Source organism: Corynebacterium genitalium ATCC 33030, assembly GCF_000143825.1.
Classification (GTDB): Bacteria; Actinomycetota; Actinomycetes; order Mycobacteriales; family Mycobacteriaceae; genus Corynebacterium; species Corynebacterium genitalium.
The window spans coordinates 1305947-1318920 of sequence record NZ_CM000961.1 but is presented as its reverse complement, the minus strand read 5'-3'; the positions used below and the strand labels follow the sequence as shown (position 1 = coordinate 1318920).

The following is a 12974-nucleotide window of genomic DNA, read 5'->3' as shown; positions in this document are numbered from 1 at the left end:
CCTTAGCGCTTAGTAGCGGACAGCGCCCTGAACAGGCATCGAGTTCAACGGCACGACCTGGACCGGAATACCGTAATCGGAGGCGTGCACAACCTGGCCGTCACCGATGTACATGCCCACGTGAGTAATTCCCGGGTAGTAACCGATGATGTCGCCCGGCTGCAGCTCAGACAAAGGCACCGGCGTGCCGCCAGCCAGCTGCGCCTGTGAGGTGCGCGGGATGGTCTTGCCGTTCTGAGCGTAGGACCAGTACATCAAGCCGGAGCAATCGAACTGGTTCGGGCCAGCTGCGCCCCAGCCGTACGGTGAACCAATCTTGGACAAGGCTGCACCCACCACGCCGTCACCATGGGCGGATGCCGGGACGTTGAGAGCTACCGGTCCGTTCTTCGCCTCCCACGCGGCGCGCTGCTCCGGGGTGAACGCATCCACGCGACGCTCGACTTCCTTGACCTTGGCGTCCAGGTCTTTGCGCTCCTTCTCCAGCTTGTCGCGCTTGCCCTCCAGCTCCGCCTTGCGGTAGTTGGCCACAGCCACGGCAATGTTAGCGTCGGTGGCCCGCTGGGCTGCTTGCTTGTTCAACTGGGTGGAGTTATCCAGGGTGCGCTGCGCGGAGCGGCTCAGAGAACCGAGGTAGGAAGCGCGGTCAATAGCCTCCTGCGGATTCATTGCATCGAGGGCATTAAGTCGCGCGTCGTTAGAGACGTTGCGGTACTGCGTACGCGCGTGGCCGTCGACCTCTTGCTGCGCGCCGGACCGAGCGCCTACCGCGCGTTCTGCTTCACGCTTTGCGTCATCAGCTTGCCTCTGCAGCGTCTTGACTTCCTTATCGCCTTTGACGATCTGGTCCTCGATCTCCTTGACCTCTTCGGCCTTCTCGGTGGCCTGGTGGGAGACATCTTCCATCTCCTTGATCATGGTCTCAACGTCCTCGGCATAAGCCGGGGCGGTAGAACCCGCAGCTGCGACGGCTGTAAGTACGCCAGCTGCAACGATCGGACGCGACGTGCGACGGGAGGAAGCGCGGTGCTTGCCCACGAGGACCTCTTTCTGAAAGAACATGAAGGAAAAGATGACAAACCTGTAACAAAGCTATAGCGTCCGCCCGCGCCGGTCAAACACTTTGGACAGACTAAAGTGCCAAAAAGCTCCACTCTGTTACTGTTGTGACAATTGTGCGATAAAGAGCCAAAACCGGCCCGAGCCCCGAGGCTCCAGACCGGTTTTAGGTACGCCGCGGAAGTTCCTGCGGCAGGTGCTGCGCTAGAAGCGGACTGCAGAGTGAATCGGCATCATGTTCAGCGGGCGGTAGCCCACCGGGGTGCCGGAGTTCAGCGCGTCGATGATCTGGCCGTTACCGGCGTAAATAGCAACGTGGGATGCGCCACCGTAGTAGACGACGATGTCACCCGGCTGCAGGTCAGAAATGGCGACCTTACGGCCAGCGTTGGCCTGAGCCTGCGAGGTACGCGGAATCTGCTTGCCTGCCTGAGCGTGAACCCAGGAGGTGAAGCCAGAGCAGTCGAACGCGTTCGGGCCGGCAGCGCCGTAGACGTACGGGGAGCCGATCTTGGACTTTGCGATGGACACGATGCGCTCACCCTGGGACGGCTGGCGCACCGGAGCCGGTGCGGCAGCAGCCTGCGGCTGGCGGTTAGCGACAGGGGCGCTAGCGTACTTCTTCTCGACGCCGTTGATCCAGTCGTTGAACCCCGGAACGTTAGCAACGCCCGGAACAGCCTTCACGGCCGCGATAGCAGAACGGATGTCAGCGTCGCGGTCGGCCTTACCGGCCAGGGACGGGATCCACTGCTCGATGCCCGGGATGCTTGCGATGCCAGGGGTGTTCTCAATGCCCGGGATCTCCGCAGAGATGTTCGTGTTAGGAACGCGAACCTCGGCAGCGTCAGCGGTAGTCGGGGCGATCAGGGTTGCGCCGGCGAGAACGGCGGACGCGGTTGCAACGGTGCGCTTGGTACCGTTTGCCTGGCGGCGGTGCTTAGCCACTTATAAACTCCATATCTCCAGTTGCGCCTACCGGGTTAGCTGTCGGGTTCGGTGCGGGAAGTCACCTCTAGGACGCTCCTGCGCTTGCGCGCTCCTTGCGCCCCGTTCACCCCAGGGAAGTCATGGTTCCCCGGCTTCCGGACCATAGGGGTCCTAGAACTCGGCTCTATGTGGTTCAAATGTCGCTTGCGCCTTCGTGGCTACAAGGTCTCAGCTAGGTTACGAAACGGACACAAGCATTGTCCAACGGCGCGCCCGTTATTTTTTCGTTATTTTCCCCGGCGCCCCGAAAAACCGACGCCTCGAGCCCCTCCATGCCAACCTGCTTTAGCGTGTGACGGCCTACTGCGGGCCTGTCACCAGCACGTTTGCTGCGGAATGACGTTACGTCCAAGGCCGGCAGAAAGCGATGATTGACGCCAAAACTTTCTAATGTGATCCTGCTCACAGTAGATGTCTTTATGGTTTTGTTACAAGCCAAAGGCCCCTCCCCCACCCGCTTTTGGGCAGTCAGAGGGGCCTCGGCGTTATGCGCTAATGGCTCTAACGCTTGCTCTTAGTACCGGCGTCGCGGTCGACAGAGTTCTTCTCTGCCTCCAGCGCACGCAGCGTCTCCACCTCTTCGTGGTGGTTCTGGCGCGCGATCTCGTTGCGGCGCGCAGTGATCGCCGGATCATCCGGGCTGAACGTGCCGGAGGTCTCCGAGTCGGCGTAACCGAGCTGGTTCATCTGCTTCGGAACAACAGCGCCCGCGTACTCGAGCGGGATCTGGTGGCCGTGCTCGTCCACCGGGCCAATCGGCTGGTGAACCTCGACGAAGGCACCATTCGGCAGCTTCTTGATCACACCGGTCTCAATACCGTGCTCCAGGACCTCACGGTCAGAGCGCTGGAGACCGACGCAAATGCGGTAGGTGATGAAGTACGCCAGCGGCGGCAGCACGATCAAACCTATACGGCCAACCCAGGTCATCGCGTTAAGCGAGATCTGGAAGTGGTAAGCAAACAGGTCGTTACCACCGGACAATGTCAGCAGCAGGAAGAAGGTGATGCCCATGACACCGATACCGGTGCGGACAGGAACGTCGCGGGGACGCTGCAAGAGGTTGTGGTGCGCGTCGTCGCCAAGCATCTTCTTCTCCAGGAAAGGATACAGCAGCAACAGCACCACCATGAGGCCTGCCATCAGTGCCACCCAGAACACGCCCGGGATGGTGTAGTTACCCAAGTAGAGCTCCCACGCCGGCATGACACGGGCGGCACCATCCGTCCACAGCATGTAGACGTCAGGCTGAGAACCAGCGGACACCTGCGACGGGTTGTAGGGGCCGAGGTTCCAAATCGCGTTAATGGTAGTGACACCGGCCATCAGCGCGAGGACACCGAAGACCAGCAGGCCGAAACCGACAGCCTTAACTGCGAAGACCGGCAGAATGCGGATACCCACAACGTTGTTCTCGGTGCGGCCCGGGCCAGGGAACTGGGTGTGCTTCTGGAACCAGACCATCAGCAGGTGTCCGGCAATCAGCGCGAGGATGATGCCCGGCAGGATCAGCACGTGCATGATGTAGAAGCGGTCCAGCATGAGGTCGGACGGGAAGTCGCCGCCGAAGATTGCCCAGTGGATCCAGGTGCCGATGATCGGCAGGCCCACGATGATCGCGGACATAATGCGCAGACCGACACCGGAAAGCAGGTCATCCGGCAGGGAGTAACCGAGGAAGCCCTCGATCATGCCCAGCAGAATCAGGACAACACCGATGATCCAGTTGGCTTCGCGCGGGCGACGGAATGCACCGGTGAAGAAGATGCGCAGCATGTGGGCGAACATCGCCATCATGAACATGAGCGCAGCCCAGTGGTGCATCTGGCGGATGAACAGACCACCGCGGACCTCGAAGGAAATGTCCAGGGCAGTCGCGTATGCACGCGACATCTCCACGCCGTTGAGCGGGAGGTACCCGCCGTCGTAGATCACCTTCGTGATCGACGGGTCGAAGAAGAGCGCCAGGTACACACCTGTCAGCAGCAGGATGATGAAGCTGTACAAGGCCATCTCGCCGAGCATGAAGGACCAGTGCGTCGGAAAGACCTTGTTCAGCTGCGGGCGCAGGACACCCGAGATCGTGTAGCGCGAATCAATATTGTCAGCAGCTTGACTGAGTTTAGTGCTCATTAGGACTTACGCTCCCAGAATGCCGGGCCGACGGGCTCAATGAAGTCCCCGCGGGCGATGAGGTAACCATCTTCGTCGATCTCAATCGGCAGCTGCGGCAGAGCGCGCGCAGCTGGACCGAAGATCGGCTTGCCGTGCTGCAGTGCATCGAACTGCGACTGGTGGCACGGGCACAGGATGCGGTTGGTCTGAGCCTCGTACAAGGAGGTCGGGCAACCGATGTGCGTACAGATCTTGGAGTAGGCGTAGTAATCGCCGTAGTGGAAGTCTTCCTGACCTTGGCGCTCCACCACTGCGGCAGCGTCGGAGGAACGCAGGCGGATCAGCATGACCGCATTGCGCGGGCCGTGGATGGAGTGCATGTGGTTCTCGTACACGTCCAGGTCCGGGTTGTAGTCATCGCCGTCGTTAACGTCCTGCTCCAGGAGCGGGAAGACCGTCTCCATGGAAGCTGCGTCCAAGTCCTCGGGGCGCATGCGCACCAGGCGGGACACACCAGCCGTGGTGTAGTGCTTGCCGGCGTCACTGTCGTGCAGCTCGGCGATCGCACCGGTGTCGCGGCCCAGGTAAAGCTTCTTGCCTTCACGCGCCATGGACCAACCCTGGGTCCACAAGGTGCCGTCGCCTTCGTAGTTCATGGCGTGGCGGGGACGCCACGGGTTCTTGATCACGCCGCCGAGCGGGGCGATGATGGCCAGGCCAGCAAGCAGGCCAGCACCACCGAGGAGACCCTGCATCACCTTGCGGCGACCAAGGGTGGAGGTCTGCCATGCATCGTTAAGAAGCGCAGTGGTCGTGCGGCGGTCCAGCTCGGAGGAGCGGCCGTCGTGGCGACGCTGTACCGCGATTTCTTCCGGGATGAACTTCTTGACGTACTGGACGACAGCGAAGCCCAGAGATGCAAGCGCCAGGCCAGAGGTCAGGCCGAGCAAAGGGGTGTACATGGTGTACATCCACAGGCCTTCGTCACCGTGGAAGCGGGGCTCCCACGGCCAGAAGAGGTAAACGCCCAGGAATGCCAGGCCCATGACGATCGAGATGATCAGCCAGACCATGATGCCGCGCGCAGCGCGCTTCTCTGCCGGGTCATCCTCAATCGGCCAGCGTTCCTTGCGGTACGCGACCGTCACGTCGTCGAGCTCGGTGCCCAGGGCAGCCAGCTCGGCATTGCTCATGCGATCGAGCTCTTTGTCTGTGTAATCCTTCTTCACTTCATTGCTCATGAGCGCGATCCAATCCACATTGCAGCGGCGCCGACCAGGGTGACACCGATGATCCACATTGCAAGGCCCTCAGAAACGGGGCCGATACCGCCAAGCGACCAACCCGAGGGGCTCGGGGTCTCCTTGGCGGACTTGATGAAGGCGATGATGTCCTTCTTCTCGTCCGCGGTGAGCTGGCGGTCAGAGAACTTCGGCATGTTCTGCGGACCAGTCAGCATTGCCTGGTAAATCTCCTGCTCGTTGGCAGGGTCCAGGACCGGCGCGTACTTACCGGAGGACAGCGCGCCACCACGGCCAGTGAAGTTGTGGCAGGACGCACAGTTGAGGCGGAACAGCTCCGATCCGCGTGCAACGTCGTCAGCCTGAATCTGTCCGTCGTAGTTCTTACCGCGCAGCTCCTCCATAGCGACAGAGCCGTCCTCGTTGTAGACCAGCTCCGGGCCGCCACCGTTTGCTGCAACATACGCGGCGATGGCGAGGGTCTGCGCCTCGGTGTAGCGCGGCTTCTTACGCTCAGCCTGAGCGTCATTCGACATCATCGGCATGCGGCCGGAGTGCACCTGGAAGTACACGGCACCTTCACCGGTACCGATCAGGGACGGACCGCGGTCCTTGACGCCCTGGAGGTTAGCGCCGTGGCAGGTGATGCAAGCAACGTCGTAGAGGTCCTTGCCCTCTTGGATCATTGCCTGGTCGTCGCGCTGGGCGGTGGCGACCTGTGCGTCCGGAGTCAGGGCGGACGCAAGCAGGCCGGCACCCGTGAGACCAAACGTCAACGCCATCGCGCCGGCAGCGGACCTGCGCAGCTTGCGGCGGTTACGCGCCTTCTTGGGGGTGTTATCCATGTTGTTCCCTTTAGCGAAATCAGATTTTCAATCAGCGTGCTGCGTGCGAGCGAGTGCCCGTGTGGGCAGCTACTGAACGAGGTAGAGAGTAACGAACACGCCGATCCAAATGACGTCGACGAAGTGCCAGTAGTAGGAGGTCACCATGGCCGCAGTTGCCTGCGCCGGGGTGAACTTCGACTTGGCCACGCGGGCCATGACAATGCAGAACGCGATGATGCCCGCGGTCACGTGCGCCATGTGGAAGCCGGTGATGATGTAGAACACCGACCCGTAGACGCTGGACTGCGGGGTCACGCCGTGCATGACCATCTCAGCCCACTCGTAGGCGACCAGACCCAGGAAGATCACGCCCAGGGCGATGGTCACGGTGAACCACTTGCGCAGCCCGAAGACATCACCCTTCTCTGCGGCGAACACACCAAGCTGCGAGGTGACCGAGGAGGTCACCAGCACAATGGTGATGATCGTTCCGAAGAGAACGTTGAGGTGATCGGTTTGAACAGCCCAATCACCAGTTTTCATGCCGTTTGCACGCGAGGTGAAGTACATCGCGAACAAGCCGGCGAAGAACATCAATTCTTGGGCGAGGAACACGATCGTTCCGACGCTGACCATGTTCGGTCGGTTCAGCACCGGCAAACGGTCGGGCGAAGTCGCCATACCTGGGTTCGTTGTTGCAGTCGTCACGCGTATTAGTATCCCGCTTTTGAACCCTAAAGTCACCTTGTTTACCCCCGAGTTTTTCATGTGAGCAGTTCACGGACCTGCCCGTATTTCTGCTCACATTCCGCGTGTCGCAGCCACGCATCCGTCCGGGAACTATTTCGCGGTGCTTTACGACGGTCATCCGTGCAGGTCATAGCTTGAGCCGCGATTCCCCTAACGCGGCACCATTCTCACCCCACTGCGGGAACGCCGCTAAGCGAACGTGCGCCACGAACGTCTTAGTTCCCGCGTGTGACTGGATTCACACATTCGGCCTGCAGAAACGTGCACCCCCATCAACTTTCGGATGACCCCTCACCCCATCGACCGAAAGGTTGGTCTGCCCCAATAGAAAAATGGAAACCCCCACGCCACGGGGCGTGGGGGCGGAAGTTACGTTCGCCTTTGCGGCGAAGTCTTAGTGCTTCTCGCGGGGGATACCGTACTGCAGGTTCAGCATCGTCACGCCCCAGATGAGCACGACGACACCAAGGGCCAGAAGCCACAGCTGCCAGAAGCAGATCCCGAAAGCCATGAGGGTAATGCCACCAGTCATCACCATCGGCCAGACGGAGTTCGGGGAGAAGAAGCCCAAAACACCAGCGCCGTCCTCAACCTCTGCTTCCTCCCAGTCCTCCGGGAGGATATCGATGCGACGTTCGGTGAAGTGAAGGTAACCGCCGAGCATGAAGGAGAAAGCAGCTGCGAGAACCAGGGCCACACCGCCGGCCCATTCGTAGCCGCCCATGTACGCGTCGTCGCCGACGAAGTTAGTGCCCAGGGCGTAGAGCACCGCAATGACCGCGATGAAGACGCCGATTCCGTAGAAGACCTTTGATCCTGCACCCATGATGTGTACCTAGCCTCTCTTAGATGCCGACGTTGTCGACGGCGTTGTTTCCGTCGCGCGTGCCGGTGCGGTCGGAGTTGAACGGGCGGGTGGACGTAGCGAACGGCTCCTCGCCGATGGCCTCGAGAGCCTCGGAGTTGGATGCTTCGGGGTTGTTGTGGCGGAAGTCCATGTACTCGCGGAACTGATCCGGCGTGACCGCACGGATTTCGAAGTTCATCATTGCGTGGTAGGTACCGCACATCTCAGCACAGCGGCCGACGAAGGAACCGGTCTCGGTGATCTCCTCGATCTGGAAGCTGCGCTCCTGCTGGTTCATCTCCGGGTGAGAGTAAGCATCGCGCTTGAACAGGAACTCCGGAACCCAGAAGGCGTGGCTCACATCGCTGGATGCGAGACGGAACTCGATCGCTGTGTCGGTCGGCAGAACCAGAACCGGAACTTCCTCGGTGGAACCGACAGTCTCAATCAGGTTGTAGTTGAGGTAGGACTGGTCGTTCGAAGACTGGCCGTGGATCGGGTTGCCGTTGACCATGTTCTCGTCGTCGATCTTGGTCTCGTCGGCCAGCTTCTGGCGCTCCAGATCGCTACCGTCATAGTCCCCGCCGACCGGCGACAGGTCTCCCTTGACCTCCGCGTAGCCGAACTTCCAGTTCCACTGGAACGCCGTGACATCGACAGTCACATCAGGCTCTTTATCCAGGGCCACAACCTTGGTCTGCGCCTGGACCGTGAAGAAGAACAGGACCATGACGATCAGGATCGGCACAATGGTCAGCGCCAGCTCGAGCGGGATGTTGTACTGCAGCTGCTTCGGGAACTCACCGTGGCCCTGCTTCTGACGGCGCTTGCTGTTCCACGCGAAGACCGCGTAGATGAAGATGGCCCACATGATGATGCCGATGATCCAGGCAACGAGCCAGACCCAGACCCAGAAGTTGTACATGCTGGCACCTTCAGGGGTGACCGGGTCAGGCCAGCCCATGTCCAGCAGGTTGCCGAGTGCGCTCGGCGGTGCGACCTCACAGCCCGTCAGGCCCAAGCCGCTCAGGGCGATAATCCCTGCGAAGCAGAGCTTCTTGGCAAGGCCACGGTTCTTTGCCGTATCCACGTGTGTAAAGCCTTCCTATCCACACAGAATATTCCTACCCAGTCAGAATAGAGGATCAGCGCCACATGTTTAACCTGCACGGCTCCCGCGTTTTCGGCGACGCAGAGCCACGGCCTACGCAGAGCCCCCAAAGAGGCGCTGTCCTAGCCGGTCACCTGCAGTCACTGTGCGCAGATCCGCCACAGATTTCCCACAGGCGTAATTGCGGTCACACTTATCTTGCAGAATATCAATCGGAAGTTGCACCCCTAACGGGGACGGGCTAAAGGTGGTGCGACACCAATAGACTCAGCGGCGCCCCGCAGATCTATTGTGGGTGGAGCTAGTTTTACTCAACTCTTTCTAAGGAGCCACCCACTTATGTGCGGTCTTCTCGCAATGCTCAGCAGCAATTCGGACGCTGCCCGCTTCGTCGCGGCCACCGAGCGTGCCCTGCCATGTTTCCACCACCGCGGCCCAGATGCCGCCGGGACGTGGAACGACGATGACGCAGTTTTCGGCTTCAACCGCCTGTCCATCATTGACCTCGAGCACTCCCACCAGCCGTTGCGCTGGGGGCCGGAAGACAACCCGCAGCGCTACGCACTGACGTTCAACGGTGAGATCTACAACTACATAGAACTGCGCGATGAGCTGTCCGCCCTCGGCTACACCTTCAACACGCACGGTGATTCCGAAACCATCGTGGTGGGCTACCACCACTGGGGCAAGGACGTGGTGAACCACCTCCGAGGCATGTTCGCCTTCACCATCTGGGACACCCAGGACCGGGTCGTGTTCGCTGCCCGCGACCAGTTCGGAATCAAGCCCCTCTACTACGCCACAACTGACGCAGGCACCGTCTTCTCCTCGGAGAAGAAGTCCATCCTGGAGATGGCGCCGGAGCTCGGGCTGGATCTGAGCCTGGATAAGCGCGCCATCGAGCATTATGTGGACCTGCAGTACGTCCCGGAGCCGGAATCTCTCCACGCGGCCATCCGCCGGCTCGAATCTGGATGCACCGCCACGCTGACCCCCGGCGGTGAGGTCGTCGCGGAGCGCTACTTCCGGCCCCAGTTCAATGTCACGCCGGTGATCAAAGGCGAAGAACAAAAGCTTTTCGACGCTATTGCCGCCGCCCTGGAAGATTCCGTCGCAAAGCACATGCGCGCAGACGTGACCGTCGGCTCCTTCCTCTCCGGCGGTATTGACTCGACCGCTATTGCGACATTGGCTAAGCGGCACAACCCGAACTTGCTGACGTTCACCACCGGTTTTGAACGCCAGGGTTACTCCGAGGTCGATGTCGCGGCTGAGTCCGCGGAAGCGATCGGCGTTGAACACATAGTCAAGATCGTCTCTCCGGAGGAATACGCCGAGTCCATCCCGAAGATCATGTGGTACCTCGACGACCCGGTGGCTGACCCGTCGCTCGTCCCGCTCTTCTTCGTGGCGCAAGAGGCTCGGAAGCACGTCAAGGTGGTCCTGTCCGGTGAGGGCGCGGACGAGCTCTTCGGCGGCTACACCATCTATAAGGAGCCCCTGTCTCTCGCGCCGTTCGAGAAGATGCCGGACCCCCTGCTCAAGGGCCTCAATCGGTTAAGCCACATTCTGCCTGAGGGAATGAAGGGTAAGTCACTGCTTGAGCGCGGAACGATGCCGATGGAGGATCGCTACTACGGTAACGCGCGCTCCTTCAACTACGACCAGCTGCGCCGAGTGCTTCCGTGGGCCAAGCGCGAGTGGGACCACCGCGAGGTCACCGCACCGATTTACGCCGAGTCCGTCGACATGGACCCGGTCGCACGCATGCAGCACTTGGACCTGTTCACGTGGATGCGCGGCGACATCCTGGTCAAGGCTGACAAGATCAACATGGCGCACTCCCTCGAGCTGCGCGTGCCGTTCCTGGATAAGGAGGTCTTCGCTGTCGCGGAGACCATCCCTCACGATCTGAAGATCGCGGACGGAACAACCAAATACGCCCTGCGCAAGGCCATGGAGCAGATCGTCCCGCCGCACGTCCTGCACCGCAAGAAGCTCGGCTTCCCCGTGCCTATGCGCCACTGGCTCGCCGGCGACGAGCTCTACGGTTGGGCCCAGCAGACCATCCGCGACTCCCAGACCGACGACATCTTCAACAAGCACGAAGTCGAAGAGATGCTCAAGGAGCACCGCGACGGTGTCTCCGACCACTCGCGTCGTCTGTGGACCGTGCTGGCGTTCATGGTCTGGCACGGCATTTTCGTCGAGCACCGCATCGATCCCGGCATTGAGCAGCGCGATTATCCGGTGAAGCTCTAAGGCTCACCACTCTCCCTGCCCCACTACCCCGCTCGTCGGCACCACACACGCCGGTGGACGGGGTAGTGCTGGCTCTACCCCGATTGGATAAGCAGGGTTACTGAATTTTCGTGCTTCTGTCGGTTCAATTCGCACTATGACCAACGCGCAGAGCAACCAGCAGTTACAGCGAAAGTCCGAGACCAAGACAAACCGAAGGAAAGTCTGGACCGTGATCGGGGCGCTAGCCCTCGCCGTGGTGATAGTCGCTGCAGTAGCCGTGTACTTTTACGGCCCGGCCGTCACCGCGATGACTACGGGGACGGCACGTTTTGTGGGCACGGACTCACCGAAACGCTACACCTCGACGGTACTTCAGCTGGCCGAGCAAGGTATCTACAGCGACTCGGAGGAATTCTCGGCCGCGAGCGAGCACGCCAAAGATGTGGCCAAGAAGGCGGATTCTGTCGACGAAGTGCGCGAAGATCTCAACAACGCGGTTCGCGCCGCGGGCGGTAAGCACTCGCGCCTGATCTCCCCCGATGAAAAGCAGCAGCGCGTTGATGACGAAAACGCCGAAGACGGCGCATCCGAACCCACCGTCAACGTGGAGAGTGCCGTCGCCATCGCCACGGTTCCCGGTATCCACCGCGACGACGACGTGCAGAGCTACGCTGACGAGCTGTCGAACGGCCTGACGCAGGCCCGCGATAACGGCGCATGCGGCGCAATCGTGGATCTACAGACCAACGACGGCGGCGACATGGGCCCTATGCTGGCGGGTCTCTCTCCCATCATCCCCGACGGCACTGCGATCGAGTTCGTCGCTTCCGGCAATGCGATGCCGGTGAAGGTCGAGGGGAATTCAGTCAGCGGCGGCGGCACTCCCCTCTCAACCACCGGTGGCAAATGGGATGCGCCGACGGCTGTGCTCGTCAGTGACGCGACCGCGTCTTCCGGTGAGGCGACCATGCTGTCCTTCCGCGGTCTGGACAATTCCCGCAGCTTCGGCACGCCGACCGCTGGGTTCGCCTCGGCGAATAATGTCTATGAATTCCCCGACGGCAGCGAGCTGATGCTCACCACAGCCAGGAACCGCGACCGTACCGGCCAAACCTACGCGGAGGATCCAATCGAACCCGACACAAAGACTGATTCGAGCGACGCTGCTTTGGCAGCGGCCAAGACATGGCTTCGCGAGGAGCACGGCTGCGAATAGGAGCACGGCTGCGAATAGATGCTAGGGCACCGGCTGGCACCGGTACTCAACCTAAAGAATTAAGCGCCCCGAGGGGCGCTTAATTCAATCCTCGCTCTCAGCGGAGCGTTCGTCTTAGTTGAAAGAGTCGCCGCAGGCGCAGGAGCCACCGGCGTTCGGGTTATCAATGGTGAAGCCCTGCTGCTCAATCGTGTCTGCGAAGTCGATCTCTGCGCCCATGAGGTACGGAACAGACATCTTGTCCACGACGAGGCGCACACCGCCGACGACATCGGCCTTGTCGCCGTCGAGGTCGCGGTCGTCGAAGTAGAGCTGGTAGCGCAGACCAGCGCAGCCACCCGGCTGCACAGCGATGCGCAGAGACAGGTCGTTGCGGCCTTCCTGATCCAGCAGCGCCTTTGCCTTAGCTGCAGCTGCGTCGGTCAGCTTGACGCCGGTAGTGGAAGTCGGTGCAGTCATAAAACATCTCCTTGGCCAATTGAGGCCGTGTTGCAGTTTCGGGGTCCGAGCCTACTCCCCGAGCCGGAACGGATGCTAGTGCACCCTAACTTGGAGCGAAGGAGCGGACTTCTAC

11 protein-coding genes and 1 riboswitch are annotated in these 12974 nt (G+C 60.9%); of the genes, 2 read left to right on the top strand and 9 right to left on the bottom strand.

All coding sequences use genetic code 11. The features are described from left to right. Positions 1-9: 9 nt before the first annotated feature. The 8 genes from HMPREF0291_RS06200 to ctaC form a co-directional block, all read right to left on the bottom strand. A complete protein-coding gene (locus HMPREF0291_RS06200; RefSeq protein ID WP_408639918.1) occupies positions 10-1038 on the bottom strand; it encodes a C40 family peptidase in 1029 nt (342 codons plus the stop codon). A 225-nt stretch (positions 1039-1263) separates the two neighbouring features. Continuing rightward, complete coding sequence (locus tag HMPREF0291_RS06195; RefSeq protein ID WP_005289516.1) at positions 1264-2007, bottom strand: C40 family peptidase; 744 nt, start codon at positions 2005-2007, stop codon at positions 1264-1266. Positions 2008-2016: 9 nt separating this feature from the next. Next, positions 2017-2183: riboswitch (cyclic di-AMP (ydaO/yuaA leader) on the bottom strand. Between the two features lie 367 nt (positions 2184-2550). Further along, positions 2551-4182 (bottom strand): cytochrome bc1 complex cytochrome b subunit, encoded by a 1632-nt coding sequence (gene qcrB / locus HMPREF0291_RS06190; protein ID WP_005289514.1) that lies wholly within the window; start codon positions 4180-4182, stop codon positions 2551-2553. Continuing rightward, positions 4182-5405 carry a cytochrome bc1 complex Rieske iron-sulfur subunit gene (gene qcrA / locus HMPREF0291_RS06185; RefSeq protein ID WP_005289512.1) on the bottom strand — a complete coding sequence of 408 codons (1224 nt, stop codon included), beginning with the start codon at positions 5403-5405 and terminating at the stop codon, positions 4182-4184. Before qcrA ends, qcrB begins: the two co-directional genes overlap by 1 nt. Next, the gene (gene qcrC, locus HMPREF0291_RS06180) at positions 5402-6250 is read right to left on the bottom strand and encodes a cytochrome bc1 complex diheme cytochrome c subunit (RefSeq protein ID WP_005289510.1); all 849 of its coding nucleotides are present in this window, start codon (positions 6248-6250) and stop codon (positions 5402-5404) included. Before qcrC ends, qcrA begins: the two co-directional genes overlap by 4 nt. A 69-nt stretch (positions 6251-6319) precedes the next feature. Next, positions 6320-6940 (bottom strand): aa3-type cytochrome oxidase subunit III, encoded by a 621-nt coding sequence (gene ctaE / locus HMPREF0291_RS06175; protein WP_198002190.1) that lies wholly within the window; start codon positions 6938-6940, stop codon positions 6320-6322. 436 nt (positions 6941-7376) lie between these two features. Then, a complete protein-coding gene (gene ctaF / locus HMPREF0291_RS06170; RefSeq protein ID WP_005289502.1) occupies positions 7377-7808 on the bottom strand; it encodes an aa3-type cytochrome oxidase subunit IV in 432 nt (143 codons plus the stop codon). A 19-nt stretch (positions 7809-7827) separates the two neighbouring features. Further along, a complete protein-coding gene (gene ctaC / locus HMPREF0291_RS06165) occupies positions 7828-8919 on the bottom strand; it encodes an aa3-type cytochrome oxidase subunit II (protein ID WP_005289500.1) in 1092 nt (363 codons plus the stop codon). 360 nt (positions 8920-9279) lie between these two features. Between ctaC and asnB the strand changes: the two genes are divergently transcribed. Both asnB and HMPREF0291_RS06155 read left to right on the top strand, forming a co-directional pair. Continuing rightward, on the top strand, positions 9280-11202 hold the full coding sequence (gene asnB / locus HMPREF0291_RS06160; RefSeq protein ID WP_005289497.1) for an asparagine synthase (glutamine-hydrolyzing): 1923 nt from the start codon (positions 9280-9282) through the stop codon (positions 11200-11202). Positions 11203-11338: 136 nt separating this feature from the next. Beyond that, entirely contained in the window at positions 11339-12400 is a 1062-nt protein-coding gene (locus HMPREF0291_RS06155) for a S41 family peptidase (RefSeq protein ID WP_005289496.1), read from the top strand. Between the two features lie 114 nt (positions 12401-12514). Here the strand turns inward: HMPREF0291_RS06155 and HMPREF0291_RS06150 are convergent, their stop codons facing one another. Next, complete coding sequence (locus HMPREF0291_RS06150) at positions 12515-12859, bottom strand: HesB/IscA family protein (protein ID WP_005289494.1); 345 nt, start codon at positions 12857-12859, stop codon at positions 12515-12517. Positions 12860-12974: the final 115 nt, after the last annotated feature.